The organism is Hyphomicrobium sp. (genome assembly GCF_041659645.1).
Classification (GTDB): domain Bacteria; phylum Pseudomonadota; class Alphaproteobacteria; order Rhizobiales; family Hyphomicrobiaceae; genus Hyphomicrobium_B.
The window spans coordinates 1-21,132 of the sequence record NZ_JBAZXX010000007.1 but is presented as its reverse complement, the minus strand read 5'-3'; the positions used below and the strand labels follow the sequence as shown (position 1 = coordinate 21,132).

19 protein-coding genes and 1 pseudogene are annotated in these 21,132 nt (G+C 59.9%); 9 read left to right on the top strand and 11 right to left on the bottom strand.

What is annotated here, in order from left to right:
* The first annotated feature begins 16 nt into the window (after positions 1 to 16).
* A complete protein-coding gene (locus WC811_RS20115) occupies positions 17 to 1,000 on the top strand; it encodes a cation diffusion facilitator family transporter (protein ID WP_372647228.1) in 984 nt (327 codons plus the stop codon).
* Between the two features lie 154 nt (positions 1,001 to 1,154).
* Here WC811_RS20115 and WC811_RS20110 read toward each other — a convergent pair whose 3' ends face one another.
* On the bottom strand, positions 1,155 to 1,676 hold the full coding sequence (locus WC811_RS20110; protein WP_372647227.1) for a single-stranded DNA-binding protein: 522 nt from the start codon (positions 1,674 to 1,676) through the stop codon (positions 1,155 to 1,157).
* 431 nt (positions 1,677 to 2,107) lie between these two features.
* Between WC811_RS20110 and WC811_RS20105 the strand changes: the two genes are divergently transcribed.
* The 3 genes from WC811_RS20105 to WC811_RS20095 all read left to right on the top strand — a co-directional run bounded on the left by WC811_RS20105 (position 2,108) and on the right by WC811_RS20095 (position 3,990).
* The gene (locus tag WC811_RS20105; RefSeq protein WP_372647226.1) at positions 2,108 to 2,479 is read left to right on the top strand and encodes a YkgJ family cysteine cluster protein; all 372 of its coding nucleotides are present in this window, start codon (positions 2,108 to 2,110) and stop codon (positions 2,477 to 2,479) included.
* A 45-nt stretch (positions 2,480 to 2,524) separates the two neighbouring features.
* Entirely contained in the window at positions 2,525 to 2,941 is a 417-nt protein-coding gene (locus WC811_RS20100; protein WP_372647225.1) for a VOC family protein, read from the top strand.
* A 656-nt stretch (positions 2,942 to 3,597) separates the two neighbouring features.
* On the top strand, positions 3,598 to 3,990 hold the full coding sequence (locus WC811_RS20095) for a GFA family protein (protein ID WP_372647224.1): 393 nt from the start codon (positions 3,598 to 3,600) through the stop codon (positions 3,988 to 3,990).
* An 87-nt stretch (positions 3,991 to 4,077) separates the two neighbouring features.
* Here the strand turns inward: WC811_RS20095 and WC811_RS20090 are convergent, their stop codons facing one another.
* From WC811_RS20090 to WC811_RS20080, 3 genes are all read right to left on the bottom strand, one after another.
* Positions 4,078 to 4,692, bottom strand: a complete 615-nt coding sequence (locus WC811_RS20090) for a hypothetical protein (RefSeq protein WP_372647223.1) — start codon at positions 4,690 to 4,692, stop codon at positions 4,078 to 4,080.
* A 132-nt stretch (positions 4,693 to 4,824) separates the two neighbouring features.
* Entirely contained in the window at positions 4,825 to 5,289 is a 465-nt protein-coding gene (locus WC811_RS20085; protein WP_372647222.1) for an MEKHLA domain-containing protein, read from the bottom strand.
* Positions 5,286 to 6,383 carry a P1 family peptidase gene (locus tag WC811_RS20080; RefSeq protein WP_372647221.1) on the bottom strand — a complete coding sequence of 366 codons (1,098 nt, stop codon included), beginning with the start codon at positions 6,381 to 6,383 and terminating at the stop codon, positions 5,286 to 5,288. Before WC811_RS20080 ends, WC811_RS20085 begins: the two co-directional genes overlap by 4 nt.
* A gap of 148 nt (positions 6,384 to 6,531) precedes the next feature.
* Between WC811_RS20080 and WC811_RS20075 the strand changes: the two genes are divergently transcribed.
* Positions 6,532 to 7,629, top strand: coding sequence for a paraquat-inducible protein A (locus WC811_RS20075; protein WP_372647248.1), 1,098 nt, complete (start codon positions 6,532 to 6,534; stop codon positions 7,627 to 7,629).
* Between the two features lie 273 nt (positions 7,630 to 7,902).
* Here the strand turns inward: WC811_RS20075 and rpsD are convergent, their stop codons facing one another.
* The 3 genes from rpsD to WC811_RS20060 all read right to left on the bottom strand — a co-directional run bounded on the left by rpsD (position 7,903) and on the right by WC811_RS20060 (position 10,795).
* Positions 7,903 to 8,520, bottom strand: coding sequence for a 30S ribosomal protein S4 (rpsD, locus tag WC811_RS20070; RefSeq protein ID WP_372647220.1), 618 nt, complete (start codon positions 8,518 to 8,520; stop codon positions 7,903 to 7,905).
* A 207-nt stretch (positions 8,521 to 8,727) separates the two neighbouring features.
* Positions 8,728 to 9,363, bottom strand: coding sequence for a hypothetical protein (locus WC811_RS20065; RefSeq protein WP_372647219.1), 636 nt, complete (start codon positions 9,361 to 9,363; stop codon positions 8,728 to 8,730).
* Positions 9,364 to 9,514: 151 nt separating this feature from the next.
* Positions 9,515 to 10,795: an RNA methyltransferase gene (locus WC811_RS20060; RefSeq protein WP_372647218.1), complete on the bottom strand. Its 1,281-nt coding sequence runs from the start codon at positions 10,793 to 10,795 to the stop codon at positions 9,515 to 9,517.
* A gap of 437 nt (positions 10,796 to 11,232) precedes the next feature.
* On the opposite strand from WC811_RS20060, the gene WC811_RS20055 reads away from it, so the two are divergent.
* On the top strand, positions 11,233 to 12,447 hold the full coding sequence (locus WC811_RS20055; RefSeq protein WP_372647217.1) for an NADP-dependent isocitrate dehydrogenase: 1,215 nt from the start codon (positions 11,233 to 11,235) through the stop codon (positions 12,445 to 12,447).
* A gap of 67 nt (positions 12,448 to 12,514) precedes the next feature.
* Positions 12,515 to 13,120, top strand: a complete 606-nt coding sequence (locus WC811_RS20050) for a class I SAM-dependent methyltransferase (protein ID WP_372647247.1) — start codon at positions 12,515 to 12,517, stop codon at positions 13,118 to 13,120.
* 435 nt (positions 13,121 to 13,555) lie between these two features.
* Here the strand turns inward: WC811_RS20050 and WC811_RS20045 are convergent.
* Positions 13,556 to 13,600: pseudogene (locus WC811_RS20045) on the bottom strand (hypothetical protein); the annotation flags it as partial.
* Between the two features lie 368 nt (positions 13,601 to 13,968).
* On the opposite strand from WC811_RS20045, the gene ybaL reads away from it, so the two are divergent.
* On the top strand, positions 13,969 to 15,696 hold the full coding sequence (gene ybaL, locus WC811_RS20040; RefSeq protein ID WP_372647216.1) for a YbaL family putative K(+) efflux transporter: 1,728 nt from the start codon (positions 13,969 to 13,971) through the stop codon (positions 15,694 to 15,696).
* A gap of 112 nt (positions 15,697 to 15,808) precedes the next feature.
* On the top strand, positions 15,809 to 18,772 hold the full coding sequence (gene uvrA / locus WC811_RS20035; RefSeq protein WP_372647215.1) for an excinuclease ABC subunit UvrA: 2,964 nt from the start codon (positions 15,809 to 15,811) through the stop codon (positions 18,770 to 18,772).
* Between the two features lie 28 nt (positions 18,773 to 18,800).
* On the opposite strand, the gene WC811_RS20030 is transcribed toward uvrA, so the two are convergent.
* The 3 genes from WC811_RS20030 to WC811_RS20020 are packed head-to-tail and all read right to left on the bottom strand — an operon-like array spanning position 18,801 to position 20,702.
* The gene (locus WC811_RS20030; protein WP_372647214.1) at positions 18,801 to 19,571 is read right to left on the bottom strand and encodes a hypothetical protein; all 771 of its coding nucleotides are present in this window, start codon (positions 19,569 to 19,571) and stop codon (positions 18,801 to 18,803) included.
* Complete coding sequence (locus tag WC811_RS20025; protein WP_372647213.1) at positions 19,568 to 20,146, bottom strand: hypothetical protein; 579 nt, start codon at positions 20,144 to 20,146, stop codon at positions 19,568 to 19,570. Before WC811_RS20025 ends, WC811_RS20030 begins: the two co-directional genes overlap by 4 nt.
* A gap of 40 nt (positions 20,147 to 20,186) precedes the next feature.
* Positions 20,187 to 20,702 (bottom strand): hypothetical protein, encoded by a 516-nt coding sequence (locus tag WC811_RS20020; protein ID WP_372647212.1) that lies wholly within the window; start codon positions 20,700 to 20,702, stop codon positions 20,187 to 20,189.
* Between the last annotated feature and the right edge of the window lie 430 nt (positions 20,703 to 21,132).

Below are 21,132 nucleotides of genomic sequence, written 5' to 3'. Positions count from 1 at the left end.
GAGGGGGATCGAAAACGTGGAAACCGGCGGATCCAAATCCGTAATTTTTATCGCGTTCGCGTGCAATCTCGGCATCGCCGTCGCGAAGTTCATGGCAGCGGCTTGGACACAGTCCTCGGCCATGCTGTCGGAAGCGATCCATTCGCTCGTCGATACGTCGAACCAGTTGCTCCTGCTCTTCGGCATCAGCCGCGCCGCGCGACCAGCCGACGCCCAGCATCCGTTCGGTCACGGCAAGGAGATCTATTTCTGGAGCTTCATCGTCGCGATGGTTCTGTTCGCGCTCGGCGCCGGCGTCGCGATCTATGAGGGCATCGAGAAAATCCTCGATCCCCACCCGCTTCACGACGTTTATGTGGTCTATGTGGTCCTCGTCATTGCGATGGCACTCGAAGGCTATTCGACCCTAAAAGCGATCGGCGAGTTCAACAAACGGCGGCGACCGTCCGGGCTGGGTTTCGTCGCGGCGCTCCGCGCATCGAAGGACCCCTCGCTGTTCGCGATTGTGTTGGAAGACACCGCCGCCATGCTCGGGCTCACAATTGCGCTGATCGGAACGATGGTCGCGGATTTCGGCGGATACGAGCAGGCGGACGGCATTGCCTCGATCCTGATTGGCTGCGTGTTGGGTTTCGTCGCCATTTTCATGTCGAGCGAGATCCGCTCGCTGATCGTCGGCGAGTCGGCATCGCCCGCAGTTCAGAGCGGCCTTCGCGAAATCATCGCTCTCGAAGCCGGAGCCGACAAACCAATCCGCGCTATCAACGAGATCCGCACCATGCACCTCGGCCCGCAAGACGTGCTCGTGACGGCGAGCGTCGACTTCGAGGATTGGGTCAGCGCCAGGACGGTCGAAGACGTGACCGGACGGCTGCAACAGGCGATCAAATCGCGCTACCCGGAAGTGCGGCACCTGTTCATCGAAGTGCAATCGGAGAAGGCTTTCCAGGCCAACAAGAGCTCGTCGGCGCTTCTCGGTGCGGGCAACTCCGCGCATTAGTCACGCGGAGCGCTGGCGATACCGCCCAAGCCGGAACCGGTCGCGCCATCGATCCTCGGCATAAAGCCGAGGATGACGACTTTGGGAACGCTCCGCCGTGTCGACACGCCCGTGCGTGGCGGCCGGCTCGCGGAACGCGAGTCGCCTCGCACAATTAGAAAGGTATCTCGTCGTCGATCGCTTTGTCGAAGTTGCCCTTCGAACCGCCGCTCTTGGCGACACGCCGCGTCTCGCCACCCGAACTCGAACCTGAACCGAAACCGCCATCGGACGCATAGTCCGGACCGCTCTCCTGCATCCCGCCTGATGCGCCGCGTCCGCCGCCCGCACCGTCGAGCATCGTCAGCGTGCCGTTGAAGCCCTGAATGACGACTTCGGTCGAATACTTTTCAGCACCGCTCTGATCGGTCCATTTGCGCGTCTGCAGCGCGCCCTCGATGTAGAGCTTCGCGCCCTTCTTGATGTACTGCTCGATGATCTTGCACAGCGGCTCGCTGAACACGACGACGCGGTGCCACTCGGTCTTTTCCTTACGCTCTCCCGTCGCCTTGTCGCGCCACGTATCGCTCGTCGCGATGCTGAGGTTCGCAATCGGGCGGCCATCCTGCGTTCGGCGGATCTCCGGATCCTTGCCGACATTGCCGACCAGAATGACCTTGTTGACCGATCCTGCCATTTCGCTCGTCTCCTTGACTGAACGCGACGGACGCTAGGCATCCCTCGCAAAACTGGCGCCGTATTCACCGGCCGGCGCCATAAGTTGCATCAACATACCACTCAGGCAGAGCGGAATCTCGTCTCGACCTTAAAGAGTCGAGGTCCCGCCTTCTTCCTTCATTTGCCGTTGTCCACGATCTTTCTGATCGATCGCAAACAGCAGCCCTCGGGATGAATGTTCCCTAATTGTTCTTATATAGATTGACGAGCCGCCCCCCGCAAGAGCAATGAGAAAGGTCGATGCGTTGCAGTGACATCGCTGAAGCTTCGTTCGCCTGCTGGCCCATCTCGTGTTGCCGCGCCAAGAATGTCTTCTTGACTGCCGTGCCCCATCATCTATGGCCGTTATCGAACGACAGTACGCACGCGCGGGGAGCACCAAAGCCTCAGATGGCTCAACAGTACAATTGCTTGAATTGCCCAGGATACTGCTGCTCGTATCCCGTCATTGCGCTGAACAAGCGCGACGTCGAACGCCTCGCCAAGCATTTCAGCCTGAAATACGAGACGGCGAAGAAGCGCTTCACGCGCGAGGCTCACGGCCACAAATACATCATGCGCCGCAAGAGCGATAAGCACTACGGCCGCATTTGCCAGTTCTTCGATACGAAAGAGCGCCGCTGCACGATCTACAAAGCCCGCCCCCACACGTGCCGCGATTATCCCGGCTCCGGCCGCTGCGGCTACTATGACTTCCTGATGCACGAGCGCCGCTGCCAGAACGACGACACCTTCGTCGCGATCACCAATCACAAGGATTGAAGCGTAGACGCGGCAGCAGCGTCCCATTTTTCGTATGAGCTGAAGATGAACTCTCCGACTGATGGACCTGCACTAGTTCCGGGAGCCTATTACGCCGATCTCGAACCGGCGATCGATTGGCTCGTCGCCGCGCTCGGCTTCCGCGTTATCGCCTCCTATGATGGCCCGGACGGCAAAATCGCCTTCGCGGAGCTGGCTTGGCGGAACGGAATGATTTTCGTCTCTGCGATCCCGACCGAAGGGCCATGGGCGAGGATCGGCAAGACATGCATTTGCCTCGTCGCCGAAAGCGTAGAAGCCGTTGAAAATTATTATCGCCTCGCATTGAATGCGGACGCAAAGCTTATCCGCCCGCTTCGACGGACAAGTTCGCCAGCATTTCCCGGTGGGGTGATGGGGTTCGATCTCGAAGATCCCGAAGGCAATTTATGGACGGTCAGCGAATACCAACCGGCACGCTGAGAACATTGCAGATTCAACGATACTAAAAAAGCCGTCGCTTCCATCCAGCTTCGCGAAGCAATAGCTGAAGCGCCATAAAAGAATCCATCAAAAAATAAACCCCGCCGGATCCTCGGATCCGCGCGGGGTTATTGTGACCTTCGATGGTATGCCCAGACTAAAACCGGGCCTTTGAAAGCGAGGCTCTGGCGACCACACGGACCGCCTCCCTCGTGCGATAGATCCAAATTGTGTTTAGGACAGCAAGGCTGAGCGCGGCCAAATTCTCGAGAGCGCTCGTCAAGCTGCTGACCTCGTGAACACGTCCCGAGGTCCTGTCTGATAACCCGGTGGAGTCATCTCCTCTCCTCGATCTGTTTCATCGTCACGCCTGCCGAACACCACTCCGGCCCACGGACCTAACACGCCACGTGAACCAATGCGGTCCGCGTCTCCATTCCGCAGCTCATCGACCCCTCGGCCGAGACGCACTTACCGGAACAGCTAGCGACAACGGCATCGTCACATATGGAAATGTGTGCTTCAAATCCCGTGTCGTCAAGTCGTCATCAAAGAGGAGGCGATCACAATTATCGCCAGGCTGCGTCGCGCTCTCACAATATGCTTCTGCAAAAAGGCAGTCGCACCGCACCAAACCGATAGGAAGAAGTTCACTGATGTCCGTTCAAACCACCGGCAGCTGCCTCTGCAAAGGCGTCAGCTTTGAAATTCGCGGCGACCTCGAACCGATCCTCGCATGCCATTGCTCGCAGTGCGCAAAGACGAGCGGAAACTTCGCGGCGATGACGCGTTGCGCCGCCGATCGTTTGAAAATAATCAATGACGAAACGTTGCGCTGGTTTCAATCGTCCGAAGCCGGACGCCGCGGTTTCTGCTCACGCTGCGGCAGCAATCTGTTCTGGAAACAGGACGGCAGCGACGACATCTACATAACGGCCGGAACGCTCGACAAACCGACCGGCCTCAAAATCGGCGAACACATCTTCGTCGCGTCGAAGTCCGACTACTACGACATCACCGACGGACTTCCCCAAAAAGACGAATGGTGAGCCACACCATTTGGCGTCGCCGCCGCAGCAACAGGCTCGCGCGTGCGGCCGGCGCCCCGGAGGAGAGTCGCACGCGCCGAACAAAAATTATCTGATTGGACATGCCGTGTTGCAGGCCACGGCTTCGCTCTTCTCGACAGACCCGCGAAAAATCGAAACCGTTTCGCGCGTGCATTGTCCGCCGGATTGCACGACGCGAATGATGTTATCGCCCGACTTGCTCTGACAAAGCACGGTTGCATCCTGCGCGACGTCGAAAGGTTTATCGCCCTTCACCGCCTCATCCGCCAATGCGCGCGAAATAACGAGATCAAACAAGCTCGCCGTTTTCGAAATCGGCTTCGGCAACTGATCGAACGCGATCCACTCGTAGTTCACTTGCCCATCGGGACTTTTAACCCGGATCGAAATGTCCCCGGTTTTCGAGCACGATCCGACCTCGACCATCGCACTGCCCTGCGCCGACAGCGAACGATAGGCGATCTTGCAGTCGAAATTCTTTTCCAGCAGCGCCGCCTGCGCCAGGCGATGATCGACTTGACTGAACGGTACGTCGTTCTTGTAGGAGAAATATAAATTGCGCGCCGTCGGAATGGCAGCCGCGACCGAAACGGCGAGCACCAGCAGCTTGATCACCGAAAGCGTTCGGTTCACCGGATGCGCCGGGTGCGAAAGATTGAGCAGAGACGGAGCGTCGCTCATGTGATTTCCCCTCATCGATAACGATCCGTGGTTCATTCCGTGACGCATAAGGTGTCGTCAAGGCCGAATGCTGACGGATGGCTGACAGTCGGGTGAACGTCACGAGGTGAACGATGTTCCTTGCGCTCGTCCCTAAATGTCCGTCCACGACGAGAACGTCGCGGCTTGCCCCCGATTCACACCGTCGGCGTCGATCAACTGCCATACGATTCCGTCGTCGATCCAGAACCGCCGCCCGGATTTCGAAATGCGAATGCCGCGATAACCTCGCACGAAGCCATCGCGCGAAACGGCCTCTAGAATGCGCGCGCGCTCTTCGCGGTTTGGAGCTTCCGCTGAAAGCCGCGACGGCAACGAGACGAACTCGTCCCACGGATATTCGAAGCACGCCTGCGCACACCGGTTCGCATAAACGAACCGCGGGTCCGCGTCGGTATTGTGCGCGACGACTGCGAACGGCGCCTCGTCGTAAAGCCAATCCGGGATTGCGCCCACGGGTACCAGAGGCGCCCCGAGCAACCGCGCATAGCTGCCGGTGATCAAATCGAAGAAGGCTTGATCATATCGCAAATCGGCAAAGCTTTTGTCCGAACTCATCCGAGCACGAGCGCCTTCAGTTTCGCCGTATCGATGGCCTCGACGACGCGCCCGTGCTTGCCTGTCGTCGTCTCGGCGGCAAGCATCGCATTCACCACCGCTTCTTCGACGCTCTCGACGACCGCGAGATAGATCGCGTCGAGATCGTCGTTGCTGACCGCAGTGAAGGTCAATGCGGGCGGCTCCGGCAATTCTCCCGGATCGTTCGCCGTCGAAAACGCCATGAAGATATCGCCCGAGCTATTGCCCGACGGCGTTCCACCACGCCCGATGCCGATTGATGCCCGCCGCGCCAGCCGTTCGAGCTGCCCCGGCAGCAGCGGCGCATCCGTCGCGACGATGACGATGATCGAGCCGCGCTCCATCGAATAAACTCGTTTCCCCGGCAGCAAATCGCCGACCGGCTTCCCGCACACCGTCAGCCACGGCTTGATGCCGTGGTTCGCTTGCACCAGCACGCCAATCGTATGTTCGCCGAGCCGCGTCTTCGCGAGGCGTGACGCCGTTCCCGTCCCGCCTTTGAACTCGTAAGCGATCATCCCCGTCCCGCCGCCGACGCAACCCTCCGCCACCGGCCCCGGGTGCGCGCCGTCGATGGCCGCCATCACGTGGCCCTCCGTAATGTGAAACCCGCCGATGTCGTTCAGAAAGCCGTCATAGGTCTCTGCCGCCACCGGCAACGCCCAGAGATCTTCGCCGAGCGCGGAAAATCGCTTCGCCATCCACTTTAGCGTCGCGTGATGCGCGACCCCGACCGAGAACGTATTGGTGATCGTGATGGGCCCCGTGAACCAGCCCGCGTCGCGGATCCAATGCGCGCCTGTCATCTCGCCGTTACCGTTCATCGAGAAAACGCCGGACCAAACGGGATGCGCGAGATCTTTCGGCGCGCGCGGCAGGATCGCGGTGACGCCGGTATGAATGGGGCCGCCATCTTGGCGCAATGTCGTGAACCCGACGGTGACGCCGCCGACGTCGGTGATCGCGTTCAAAGGCCCGGTCACGCCGGGCATCGGCAGACCGAGACCGCGTGCGCGCGGCCGGCCCTCGGAACCAAATTTTGCGGGGTCGCGGACATCGTTGTTATCGGTCATGATCTCACCTGTTCTGCATGCCCATGCGTAGCCGCGGAATGTGCGCACGACTTGACCCCGTATGTCTCAATTTTGCCCTACGCGGGTGATGCCTCGATTGATCTCGACACCCGCGCCGCCGCGAAAGGAGCCGAAGAGAGTGCAGGTCATGTGGATGAGCGGCAGGCGCTTCTTTCTTTCGCTGACGATCCTGACCGCCAGCGTCTGCCTCGCGCTCGGCATCACCCTGCCGATCCTGAAGCTCACGAGCTTTGGCATTTGGACGACCGAGCACTCCCTGATCTCGACCGTCGGCGTGCTGCTGCGCGACGGCCAGACGTTTCTCGGGCTGATCGTGCTCGTATTCTCGATTTTGCTGCCCATCACGAAGCTTCTCTATCTGCTGCTCGTCTCGACCTTGCCGCCCGCCGAGATCGTCCGCCACCATGGTCGCTTGCGAGCGCTCGAATGGCTCGGCAAATGGTCGATGCATGACGTCCTGGTCCTCGCGCTCACGATCTTCTTCATCAAGAGCCAAGGCGTCTACGATGCGTCGAGCCTCAACGGCGTCTACTTCTTCACCGCCGCCGTCATCCTGATGATCCTCGCCTATGCCTGGATCCGGACCGACGGCATGGCCGCCGCGCCCGAGCTTGTCCCGGTGCTGCCGCAGCCCGATGTCGGAGAGAGGAAAACCCCGCCCGCTTGGCACAATTTCGCGCTAAGTTTCCTGATCATTCTCGCGACGGTGTTCTTCGCCCTCGGCATCATCCTGCCGTCAATCCGCTTCACGACCGTTTACGTTTGGACGAACGAGCATTCGATCCTGTCGATCATGTATGCGCTGTCGGAGAACCAGGAATACTTTCTCGGCGCCGTGGTCTTCGCGGTGTCGGTGTTCTTCCCATTCTTGAAACTCTTTTACCTGCTGACGCTCATCACCGCCCACGACATGCCTCCCGACTTTCGCCGGAGATCGTTCGCGACGATGGAATGGATCGGCCGCTATTCGATGACCGACGTCATGGTGCTGGCGCTGATGATCTTCTACGTGAATTCGTCAGGGTATACGGAAGCGCGCGTGCTACCTGGCGTCTATTTCTTCGCGGCGTCCGCGCTGATGACGATGCTCGCCTACGCCTGGGCCAACGCCGAGCCACCCGCCGGACGGCGCCGAAAACACCGCGATGGCGGCGGCCCGGCCATCTCTCCGAACCCCGGCATCGCCATCGCCTCCGCGAAACCCCGCCGCAGACGAGCAGCCTAACTGAAACCACTTCGGCCGTAGGCCGTGGCTGCAAGCGCAGCCCGCGGCAAGCCGCGCCCCGTCGGAGTGCGCCCGGTCGACCTCTTGTCGGCCGGAGTGGCGCACGCGAGACATCAACACGTCCGCCCAAACAAAAAAGGCCGCCTCGACGGCAGCCTTTTCCAAACTAAAACCACTTCGGCCGAAACGCCGAGAGCCCGACCGGGCGACGGCGCGAGCGCCGCCCCAGCGGAGCTGGCCCGCGCGCTTGCGCGGAACAGCCAGCGTGAGCGATTAACGCGAGTAGAATTCGACCACGAGGTTCGGTTCCATCTGGACCGGATACGGCACATCCGAAAGCGCCGGAACGCGCGTCAGCGAGGCCGTCATCTTGTTGTGGTCGACGTTGACGTAGTCCGGAACGTCACGCTCGGCGCTCTTGATCGCTTCAAGAACGAGCGCAAGCTGCTTCGCCTTTTCGCGAACTTCGATGACGTCGCCGACCTTCAGGCGATAGCTCGGCACGGTTACGCGCTTGCCGTTGACCGTCACGTGACCGTGGCTGACGAACTGGCGCGCGGCGAACACGGTCGGCACGAACTTGGCGCGATAGACGAGCGCGTCGATCCGGCGCTCCAGGAGGCCGATCAGATGCTCAGACGTCGAGCCCTTGAGGCGCGAAGCTTCGTCGTAAGCGGCGCGGAACTGGCGCTCGGAGATCGATGCGTAATAGCCTTTGAGCTTCTGCTTGGCCTTGAGCTGCTGACCGAAGTCGGAGAGCTTGCCCTGGCGGCGCTCGCCGTGCTGGCCGGGACGGCTCTCGCGACGGTTGAGCGGGCTCTTCGGGCGGCCCCAGATGTTCTCGCCGAGACGGCGGTCGATCTTATGCTTGGCGCGAATGCGCTTGGTCATCTTCTAGCACTCCATGAGCTATGGCCCGGCCTGAAAAGCCGGAACCGTGGAGCGCCCCCTCCTTTGCCCTCTTTCGAGGCCTGACAGGCATGGACCTTCGACAGTCCCGCCACGGGTGCGCAAAAATCAAACGCGGGCCAGAACGGCCCGCGTGAGAAGCGTGGTTGATAGCGATGTCGGACGGCCGCGTCAACGGCCTTCCAGGGGCTATTTCTTCTGGATCGTCGTCTCGCTGACCGAGGTCGAACCCGTAGAAACCGGGGCTCCGGCCGGCACTGGAGGTGCAGCCTGCGCGAAATTCGGGGGCGGGCTGCCCGCGACATAAGCCGTAACCAGTTCCTTAACCTTATTCTTCTGCTCTTCGGTGCAGCTCTGCGCCGGCTCTTTCTTTTCGTCGACGACGACCTGTTTATCGCCTTGCTGCTCGACCAGGCGGATGCGGCCGGTCATCAGCATGACCGTCGTCAGGTGCAACTGACTGATATAAACGAGCTGCTGCTGCGACCACTTTTTCAGTGCTTCTTCCCGGCGCATCAGCGCCCGGTGGTTCTGGACCTGCTCGTCACGAAGATCGCAAATCTGCGCATGAGCCGATAGCCGGCCCGCCATGATGACCCTGCGCGCCACGTCGAGCGGCACTTCGATTTCGGCTTTCTTGGTTCTATCGATGACGATGACCGAACCGTCCGGCTTCGAGAACTGCTGCGGGGTCAAAGACCAAGCGTATTCCATGAACGATCTTACGGCATGCTCACTGAGTTCCTGCGAACTGGCAGGCCTCGCGGTGCCCCACAGCGTCAGCGCCATAACGCTCGCCAACACAACCCCCGCCCTCGTGTTCATCAACATCTCCAGTTGAGCCTCTGTGTTTTTTTATCTATTTCGAAAACGAAGTCTGTACGGGCGTGGCCCATCGTGCCAGCCGCGTTGCATATCGCCAGTATGCCCATCCACTTGGCATCGCTCGGCCCAAAACTTGGCCATATGAAGGCGTTTATACTCCACCTTTTTGGGCCTTCCCTTTGCCCTGTGAAAGCGTTGCAACTATGCCACGCAGGGTGCGGACTTCCTGCTCCGTCGCATTCATTCTGGTCAAGAGCGTGCGAAGATTTTGCGACACTACATTTTTCCGGTGCGCCGGATTGAAAAAACCATTCGTCTCCAGCTCACGCTCTAAATGTTCAAATAGACCAATGAGTTCCTCTTTGTTTGCCGGCCTGTCCCGGCCCATATAGAGGCCCTCGGTCAGCGGCTTCTCATAGGTTGTCACACGTCCGAGGCTCCGCCCCGAATCTCCGCGCATCCATTCGTAACCCGTTAGCAGCACCGCCTGTGCAAGGTTAAGAGAGGCGAAGCGGGAATTGACGGGGATCATGATTAAAGCGTCTGCGTAGGCGACCTCATTCGTTTCGAGGCCGTTTCGCTCGCGCCCAAATAGCACCCCGCAGCGCTCGCCCTGGCCGATCCGTGTCCGTATTTCCGCGATCGCCTGCTCAGGGGTCAGGACCGGCTTGCGCAGGTCGCGCTGCCGGGCAGTCGTCGCGGCGATCCAATTGAGGTCGGAAATGCTCTCCTCGAGAGATCCGAACGCCTGCGCATCATCGATGATATAGTTCGCGCCTGAGGCCGCTATTCGCGCTTTCTCGTTCGGCCACCCGTCACGCGGATTGACGAGCCGGAGATCGTCGAGACCGAAATTCGCGCACGCCCGCGCCACCATGCCGATATTGTCTGCGAGTTGCGGTTCCACGAGGATGACCGATGGCGTTTCCCCTTCACCGGCCACTGGCTCGCCGCGCATATTCGCCCGCCGCAGCCCATGCCGCAGCTTGCGGATGACGCGCCGCGCCCAGAACCAATAGTTCTCGCCGGACCACTGCTTGGCGAGCGTTTCGAGGCAAGGTGTCGTGACCGTTTCGATCCCTTCGCCCCTGAGGCGGACACGCCCGTCGCCGACGATCACTTCCTTCTTGCTGAGAATAAACTGATCGAGCGTCTCGATCCCCTGCACCTCGGTGCGCCGCTTGCATGCAGGACACGTAACGCTATCGGCAATGCATTTGAGGCTGGCGCAATACTGCAGCACGGGCTCAAGCGTCTCTCGCGTCAAACCCGGAATGGCCAGCGCCTCTAGGCCTTGATCGATCGACGCCGAGTGGCAAGCATGAACGACCTTCGCGACGCACGTCTGCCGCGGACCGAGCACAGGCTCTCCGCTATCAATTCGGATCTCCAGTGCCGCTCCGCTCTGCGCGGCATCTGTCTCGACGTTCAATCGTGCCTCCAGGTCGGGCGTCAGGGCCGAAGTTGCAGAAGTGTCGCCGCAAGATGAGCGCTGGACCTCCGCCTATTCGTTCGGGAACGACAGGGTGTCAATCTCCAGAACGCGTCAAGGCCCACGCCGCGCCGCTCACTCCGAAGACTTAATGAAATGCCGCCGGTCCCGATTGTTGCTTTCGGCGCGGCCGTGTTTCAAGGGCCACGCCCTCTCAGTAGCCGTTGGCAAAGGCCAGGAAAGGCTCCGCTGCCAAAAAAATGTACGCGGCCTGCCTAGCTCCTGTGCGTCGCAACGGCAAGACTTGAAACGTTCTCCAATCTGCCGCACCACTACGTCGAAGGTTCTCTTCGCAAGTGCGTTCTTGGCCGTTAGGTTCGGAACTCCGGCGTCACGGAACATGATCTGCCGTCCCATATCGTCCCGCGAGACATCCCATGCAAAAAATCAAAGTTGAAGGCACCGTCGTTGAACTCGACGGCGACGAGATGACCCGCATCATCTGGAAGCTGATCAAGGACAAACTCATCCACCCCTACCTCGACATCGATCTCGAATATTATGATTTGAGCGTCGAAAACCGCGACAAGACCAGCGACCAGGTGACGATCGACGCCGGCAACGCGATCAAGAAGCACGGTGTCGGCATCAAGTGCGCGACGATCACGCCCGACGAAGCGCGCGTCAAAGAATTCAATTTAAAGGAAATGTGGAAAAGCCCGAACGGCACGATCCGCAATATCCTCGGCGGCGTCATCTTCCGCGAACCCATCATCTGCAAGAACGTGCCCCGCCTTGTCCCCGGCTGGACGCTTCCAATCATCGTCGGCCGCCATGCCTTCGGCGATCAGTATAAAGCGACCGATTTCAGATTCCCCGGCAAGGGCGTGCTGACGATCAAGTTCGTCGGCGAAGACGGCACCGTGATCGAGAAGGAAGTCTTCAAGGCGCCGAGCGCCGGGGTCTCGCTCTCGATGTACAATCTCGATGACTCGATCCGCGATTTTGCCCGCGCCTCATTCAACTACGGCATCGCCCGCAACTATCCGGTTTACCTGTCGACGAAAAATACGATCCTGAAAGCCTACGACGGCCGCTTCAAGGACATCTTCCAGGAAATCTTCGATGCCGAGTTCAAGGAAGAATTCGCAAAGCGCAAGCTCTGGTACGAGCACCGTCTCATCGACGACATGGTCGCGAGCGCACTCAAGTGGTCGGGCGGCTATGTCTGGGCACTCAAGAACTACGATGGCGACGTGCAGTCCGATACGGTTGCCCAGGGCTTCGGCTCGCTCGGCCTGATGACGAGCGTGCTGATGACGCCCGACGGCAAGACTGTGGAAGCCGAAGCCGCGCACGGCACCGTCACGCGACATTACCGCGAACACGAAAAAGGCAAGGAAACTTCGACCAACTCGATCGCGTCGATCTACGCCTGGACGGGCGGCCTCGGCCATCGCGCCAAGCTCGACGGAAATGATGCTCTGCTCAAGTTCTGCAAGACGCTCGAAAGGGTCTGCGTCGCAACCGTCGAAGCCGGATACATGACGAAGGATCTGGCGCTCCTCGTCGGCCCGAACCAGAAATGGCTCTCGACGACCGGCTTCCTCGACAAGATCGACGAAAATCTGCAAGCCGCAATGTCGAAATAAACGAATGCCGTTGGCGACCGGCTCCGAGAAGCTGCGTCGCCAAGGGCAAAAAAAGAACGCTAATGCCATGACGTCCGACGCCGCCGACCGGATCGTCAATCTCTATGATCGGCACGCCAAAACCTGGAACCGGGAGCGATCGCGGAGTTTATTCGAGGCGCCGTGGCTAAACCGATTTTTGGAACTAGTGCCGCCCGGCGGCGCCATTCTGGATATCGGCTGCGGCTCCGGAGAACCGATTGCGGGCTTCTTCATTCGAGCGGGATACCGGCTGCACGGAATCGACTCTTCGCCGGCGATGATCGCGCTCTGCAAAAGCCATTTTCCCAACGACGCCTGGGGCGTCGCGGACATGCGCACATTATCCATCGGCCGGAAGTTCAACGGCCTCATAGCATGGGATAGCTTTTTCCATCTACGCCGGGTTGATCAGCGCCGCATGTTTACGATTTTTCGCGACCATGCGGCATCGAACGCCGCGCTCATGTTCACCAGCGGGGACAGCGACGGCGTGGCGATAGGCACCTACGCAGGCGAACCTCTCTATCATGCGAGCTTGGCCCCGCATGAATATCGCGCCTTGCTCGACGAGAACGGCTTCGATGTCGTCGCCCACGTCTTCGATGACCCGAACACAGGCGGCCACAGCATTTGGCTGGCCCGGCTGAAATAGCTCGAGCCAGAATCGGAACCGCCGCGCGCCTACTTCTTCTGACTGGCGATCTGCTGATCGACCTGAGCTTGCATCTGGGCGTTCATCACATTGAAATCGTTCTGCAACTTGGCGCACTCCTCCGCGGCGCCGTCGCAGATGACTTTCATCGCAATCGTCAGGTTATCTCCCTTGCGTTCTACCTTCCGGCATATGGCCGCCGGATGGGCCGGATTTTTCTTGGTCGTGAACGTGTACATGATCGTCGCGTTTTTCGGATCGTCCGAATACGCAATGTACTGGGCGCTTTCGTACACTTTCTGCAGCCCGGCCTTCGACGAGTAGCGTTCGATCAACTCTTCAGCCTTTGCAGGCGCATCGCCGCAAAAGGCCTGTGCCGCCGACATCGTCGGCCCGGCTGTCGGAGCCGGTGTCGCCGGGACCTTGACGATGGCGTCATCGGCTAGAGCAGGACCAACGACAAAGAAAACGGCGGCGAAGCTCAGCGAACGGATGCGAGACATTGCAAAATTCCTCAGGTCAGCAAAAGTGGCCGCCTATATACCGACTTTTCCCGGCGGTCATTAGTGAAATGCCCGCAAGGTCACGCAAAAAAGCTTTTGCAGCGCAACAAATCTCTCCCGCCTTTAGGATCGTGAAGCCACGCCCGTCCATGGCTGCTCGCCGACATTTTTTTCGCGACGTCGGTCTTGGATACCAACCTCCACCGAACGACGGCGATGGTGGCGCCTCGACCGACACTCTCGGCCCCGCCCTAAAGCACGGAAGCAAACGGCATATTCGCCTTGATTGTGCTGCCTTCCCCCGGTCAAACTGCCTTCGCGGTCATTGGAGGGGCCGCATCGGGAATGGCGCACGACACACCGCTTATCGCTACGATCGTGGTCGGCCTGTCGCTGGCCTTCGTCTTTGGCACGCTCGCCCAAAGATTTCGCATCTCACCCATCGTCGGCTATTTGCTTGCAGGCGTCGCTGTCGGCCCTTTCACGCCGGGCTTCGTCGCTGACCAAGGGCTCGCGAACGAACTCGCCGAAATCGGCATTATTCTACTGATGTTCGGCGTCGGCCTTCACTTCTCCATGTCGGACCTGTTGTCCGTTCGCGCGATCGCGGTACCGGGCGCCCTCGTGCAGATCGCCGTTGCGACAGCGATGGGTCTCGGCCTCGCGCATATATTCGGCTGGTCGATGGGTGCGGGCCTCGTCTTCGGCTTAGCGCTCTCGGTCGCGAGCACGGTGGTGCTTCTCCGCGCCCTGCAAGAGCGCCACCTCGTCAAATCGGACCAGGGACGCATCGCCGTCGGCTGGCTCATCGTCGAAGACCTCGTCATGGTCATGACGCTCGTCATCCTACCGGCCATCGCGCCGCTGCTCACCGAGGAGAGCGCAGGAAGCGCCGCGGCTGCGCAGTCAGGAGGAGACATCGCCGCTACACTTGCGATCACACTCCTGAAGGTGGTCGCATTCTTCGCCGTCATGCTGATCGGAGGCCGCAAGCTCATTCCGGCGATCCTGCATCACATCGCCCACACCGGCTCGCGCGAATTGTTCCGCCTTGGAGTGCTGACCATCGCGCTCGGCGTCGCCTTCGCCGCGGCCAAGCTCTTCGGCGTATCGCTCGCGCTCGGCGCTTTCTTCGCAGGCATGATCCTGAGTGAATCAGAATTGAGCCAACGCGCCGCCAACGAAACGCTGCCGCTGCGAGACGCTTTCGCCGTCCTGTTCTTCGTCTCGGTCGGAATGCTCTTCTATCCGTACATCCTCGTCGAAAGCCCGCTGCGCGTTCTGGCCGTCGTCGCCATCATCATACTCGGCAAATCGGTTGCCGCGTGGCTGATCGTGCTCGCATTCGGCCACCCGATGCGAACCGCGCTGCTGATTGCCGCCAGCCTCGCCCAGATCGGCGAATTTTCCTTCATCCTGGCGGGCCTCGGCGTCACGCTGAAACTGCTGCCCATCGAAGGCCGCGAACTCATTCTCGCGGGTGCGCTGCTTTCGATCATGATCAACCCGCTCCTGTTCATTCTGGTGGAACGATATGGCGCGGAAGCCGACCCTGCGGCCGGCCCCCAACTCACAGGCCCCGAACCTGGATCACCGGGCGGAGTCCCCGCCAAGCCGCGCCCGGAACCCGCGAGGGTGACGAAAAAGACCGGTCACACGGTGCTTGTCGGCTATGGCCGGGTCGGAGGCCTCATCGGCGAAAGCCTGATCGCGCGCGGCGCCCCGTTGTTCGTCATGGATGACCGCGATGAAACCGCCGACAGGCTCAAGACGCGCGGGATTGACGCCGTAGCTGCCAATGCCGTGACGGCCATCGCCGCCGCCAATCTCAAGGCCGCCCGCACGTTGATCGTCGCCATCCCCGACTGCTTCGAAGCCGGCCAGATCGTCGCCCAGGCCCGCGCCGCCAATCCCGGCCTGAAGATCGTCGCCCGCGCCCATTCGGACGCCGAGGAGACCTATCTCAAGCAATACGGAGCATCCGAAGTCGTCCAGGGTTCCCGCGAGACCGCCGCCGCCATGATCGCCGCGCTGGACACTCCGCCGCCGGAGGATGGTTCTGGGGCAACCTGACACGCGTCCGGCTTCGCCCCGCCCCTGGCGTACCCCGTCCTCCACGCCCATATTGCATCCGCGCCGTCCGGTTGCATTGCCAGCCGGGCGGCGTCTCGGCTAGACGGTTCTCATGGCCAAATCGATAAAACCTGCATCCCCCACATCCGCCTCCCTGATGAAGACGATCCACGTCCGGGGAGCGCGTGAGCACAATCTGAAAAACGTCGACCTCGAAATCCCGCGCGACGCCCTCGTGGTGTTCACGGGACTTTCGGGATCCGGCAAATCTTCGCTCGCCTTCGATACGATCTACGCCGAGGGCCAGCGCCGCTATGTCGAGAGCTTGTCGGCCTACGCCCGCCAGTTCTTGGAGATGATGCAGAAGCCGGACGTCGATCACATCGACGGCCTGTCGCCCGCCATCTCGATCGAGCAGAAAACGACGTCGAAGAACCCGCGCTCGACCGTCGGCACGGTGACGGAGATCTACGACTATCTCCGTCTGCTTTTTGCCCGCGTCGGCGTTCCCTATTCTCCCGCGACGGGACTTCCCATCGAAAGCCAGACCGTCAGCCAGATGGTCGACCGCGTCTTGGCGCTGCCCGAGGGCGCGCGCCTCCTTCTCCTTGCGCCCGTCGTTCGCGGCCGCAAGGGCGAATACAAGAAGGAAATCGCCGAGTGGCAGAAGAAGGGCTACCAGCGCGTCAAGATCAACGGCACCGTCTATGAGATCGACGACGCGCCGAAGCTCGACAAGAAATACAAGCACGACATCGACGTCGTCATCGACCGCATCGTCGTAAAGAAGGACATCGGCACCCGCCTCGCGGACAGCTTCGAGCAGGCATTGAAACTCTCCGACGGTCTCGCCATCGCCGAATACGTCGACAAGCCGCTGCCGAAATCCGAAACCGAAGGCGCCAACAAATCCAAGAACGACACGCACGAGCGTATCACGTTCTCGTCGCGCTTTGCGTGTCCGGTGTCTGGCTTCACCATTGAAGAGATCGAGCCGCGCCTCTTCTCGTTCAACGCGCCTGCTGGCGCCTGCCCGGTCTGCGACGGCCTCGGCTCCGAACTCCGCTTCGAGCCCGACCTCGTCGTGCCCGACTCAACGCTCAGCCTCGAAAAGGGTGCGATCTACCCCTGGGCGAAAACCGGCGTCGCCTCACCCTATTACGAACAGACGCTCGAAAGCCTCGCCAAGCACTACAAAATATCGATGAAGACGCCGTGGGAGAAGCTGCCGAAGCACGTCCAGCTCGCGCTCCTCTATGGCTCCGGCGACGAGGACGTAACGTTCACCTACTGGGACGGCGCCCGCAATTACACGACCGAGAAGCCGTTCGAAGGCGTCATCGGCAACATCCAGCGCCGCTTCAAGGAAACGGACAGCGATTGGGTCCGCGAGGAACTGTCCCGCTATCAGGGCGCGCACCCGTGCGAAGCCTGCCACGGCTATCGCCTCAAACCGCAAGCCCTGGCTGTCAAAGTCGGCGGCAAGCACATCGGCGAAGTCGGCGACCTCTCGATCAAGGCCGCCAACGTCTGGTTCGGCGAAATCCCGAAAACCTTCACCAAGCAGCAGACCGAAATCGCGACCCGCATCCTGAAGGAAATCCGCGACCGCCTCAAATTCCTGAACGACGTCGGCCTCGAATACCTCACGCTCTCGCGATCGTCCGGCACGCTGTCGGGCGGTGAATCGCAGCGCATCCGCTTGGCCTCGCAAATCGGCTCCGGCCTGACGGGCGTGCTCTACGTCCTCGACGAACCCTCCATCGGCCTGCATCAGCGCGACAACGACCGCCTGCTCGAAACCCTGAAGCACCTGCGCGACATCGGCAACACCGTCATCGTCGTCGAGCACGACGAAGACGCGATCATGACCGCCGACTACGTCGTCGACGTCGGCCCCGGCGCCGGCATTCACGGCGGCAAAATCGTCGCCGAAGGCACGCCGCAAGACATCATGGACAGCCCGGCGAGCCTCACCGGCGAATACCTGTCCGGCGTCCGCTACGTCCCCATTCCGAAAACGCGCCGCGCGCCCGACCCGAAGCGCATGCTCACCGTCGTCGGCGCGCGCGAAAACAACCTGAAGAACGTCACGGCGTCCGTCCCGGTCGGCCTGTTCACCTGCATCACCGGCGTCTCGGGCGGCGGCAAGTCGACGTTGCTGATCGACACGCTCTTCAAGGCCGTCGCGCGCAAGCTCAACAATGCGAAAGACCACCCCGGCGAGCACGACAAGATCACCGGCATCGAGCACTTCGACAAGATCATCGACATCGATCAAAGCCCGATCGGCCGCACGCCGCGCTCGAACCCGGCGACGTACACCGGCGCCTTCACGCCGATCCGCGAATGGTTCGCCGGTCTGCCGGAAGCCAAAACGCGCGGCTACGAGCCGGGCCGCTTCTCGTTCAACGTCAAGGGCGGCCGCTGCGAAGTCTGCCAGGGCGACGGCGTCATCAAGATCGAGATGCACTTCCTGCCCGACGTCTACGTCACCTGCGAGGAATGCAAGGGCAAGCGCTACAATCGCGAGACGCTCGCCGTCACCTTCAAGGAAAAATCCATCGCCGACGTGCTCGACATGACGGTCGAGGAAGGCGCCGACTTCTTCAAGGCCGTGCCGTCGATCCGCGACAAGCTCGAAACGCTCGCGCGCGTCGGCTTGGGCTACATCCACATCGGCCAGCAGGCGACGACGCTCTCCGGCGGCGAAGCGCAACGCATCAAGCTGTCGAAGGAACTATCGCGCCGCGCCACCGGACGCACGCTTTACATCTTGGATGAGCCGACGACGGGCCTGCACTTCCACGACGTCGCGAAGCTGCTTGAGGTGTTGCACGAGCTGGCCGACGCGGGCAATACCGTCGTCGTCATCGAGCACAACCTCGAAGTCATCAAGACCGCCGACTGGATCGTCGACCTCGGTCCCGAAGGCGGCGACGGCGGCGGCGAGATCGTAGCCGCCGGCACGCCCGAGGACGTCGCCAAGGTCAAGGAGAGCTACACCGGGCGGTATCTGAAGCCGGTGCTGGCGCGGAAGCCGAAAGCCGTGGGAAAGAAGCAGGCGGCGGAGTAGCGGTCTCTCCTGCTTTGGCATAGCAGGATTATTTCTTGAGAAGCCTTTGCTCGGCGTCTGCCACACCTTTCGGCGAGATGCGGGCTCGATCTTTTTCCATGTCAAATTCAATGAGTCTGGATTTATGGAGGTCCCGCAGAACGATCTTTCGGAAGTCGGTAGGGTTCTTATATTCTACCCATGCTTTCAAATCGGCCGCTTGCACCCATCCCGCGCTATGGTGCAGCAATACCAGCACTTGATCCTTTGCCATCATAGTATGATCGAGCACGCGCTTTACGTCTTCGACCTCCCATATAAGCGGCGTTTTTCGCTCAACTAGCGCGTCCACAGTTTCCTGGGCTTCTTTGATAGAAACGCCATGGAATATACGCACGAGTTCGGCCATTACCCAGCTTGCCAAAGCAACCACCGCGGATGCGTCCATATTGTTGGCGTTGACGTCGCCTCCGACATGTCCGACGCCGCGATTGTTGCGAACATCATACAAAAATATCAAAGCGCGAGGAATGAACACACGCAGGCTCTTATCTCCGATCAATGCCGGATTTGCGGGGGTATTTTCGAGAGCCCGACACGCATCAAACATCTTGCTTGGCTTACTTGCTTTAGCGGGAAAGTTGCCAGCAACCGCGCCCTTCACAATCGAGTAGGCAACTTCAGCGAACCAGCCGCCCCTCAATTCGGACGGCTCCCACCGGTGCTCAAGGAAATTGCGAACAATCTCGCGGTAGCTGTCGATAAGCTCCTCTCGAAGCCCTTTTGGCAATCCTGCGAGCAGTCGAGAGGCGTCGATCATTTTGCGCCAACTACCTCTTTTACGATTGCGGCGCCCCGTTTCAATCCGACGTTTGAGATCGTGAAGCCTTTGTTCTTATCTCCGCTGAATTCTGGGCCTCGATCTTTAAGTGTGGCTGCGTGGTTTGCGGCATCCAAGCAACCGATGTCCTCGCAAAACTTGCGCGCAACGGCGTCCTGAAACGTGCGGTCGTTCGTAGTCAGAAATTGGGCTACACCGGTCAGAACATAAGCGTTCAAAGTCCGCTCTTTCTTCGTTTTGCCCGGCACATCGTGGATGACAAAGGGTCCGTCATCTTGGAACTGAAAGACCTGATCGATTTCATCCGGTGCGATGTCATGTTGTTTCATCCACGCGGATACCGCTCGCGGGTAATCGCCACCGCCTAACCCGCTCGATTCCTCTTCCCTGCCGCCACTTCTCGCCCGCCTTTCCCCGTCGCCCCCATATTTTTCGCCAAGATAGGTCATCGCCGCAGCAACTGCACGGTGTCGTTCGACTGAGGTTAGGGGCTTGAGAATGCGCAAGAGGCTGACAAGGGCTTCTTCTTCTGGTTCGGCTTTTTCCGATTTCATGTAACATTCCTTATCAAAAAGACCGCGGGCTACTGAAGGATCAGCCGTCGAGAACGGATTCAAATGCCTGCAAACCACGACGGTTCAGTCGATAGTGCACCGCCGCTCCCTGCTTACGAACAGCGTCACCGGAGACGAATGCTTTTGCTTTTCCCGAAAGCATTTTAGACGCGTTAGCAGTGCTTATGCGTACACCAAGCTGGTCCGTTATCTTTTCGATATCACCCGATGTAAGACCCATTGTTGGGCTTACGTATCGATTGACGACCCACAGGCATAAGAGAACGCGATTTAGAACGTCGGGCCGATCTAGGACGACCAATTCAATCCGTTCGGCCTCTTCGCAATCCTTAACGATGGATACGATGCTAGCGATATCCGGAACTTCGGAATCGTCTGCACTAGGAACAAGCGCGTCTTTTGAATTCATAGGCCGAGCAGTCGGCACTACCGAATTTTTGCGGCCCAGATGATCAGAAAGCTGCTGAATCTCTTCCAGCGTTCCTTCGATCTCTATGGTGGTGCCATTCGTCAGAGTGATGTTGGCTTTTGGCATAGACCCATCCAAATGAGAAAAACTCATTCTCTGATATATTATCCGATGCTGGCGAGTCAAGGCGGAGCACATAATAAAAACACGAAAAACCCAGCAAAAGCGCTTGGGCAAGAACATCCACACGGTAACGAGATGAAACAATCATCCGTGCAAATGTTATCTATATATATTTTTACTTATAAAAAACAACATTTTAGATGACAAAATGGAAGACAATCTTTTTGTTGCACGTTGTCTAATCAGAGGCGTATATTTTGACGCCAGCTTCGGCCCACATGAAAATTCAATCCCACCCTCCCCTTTGCTTGCGCCCGGCGACTCGCGTTTCGCGAGCCGGCCGCCGGGCAGTTTCGTTGGCGGGGCGATTCTCCTTCGTCGAGCCGGCCGCCCGGGCACCTCACCCGCGAGCCCTCCCTGACTCGTCCGCTTC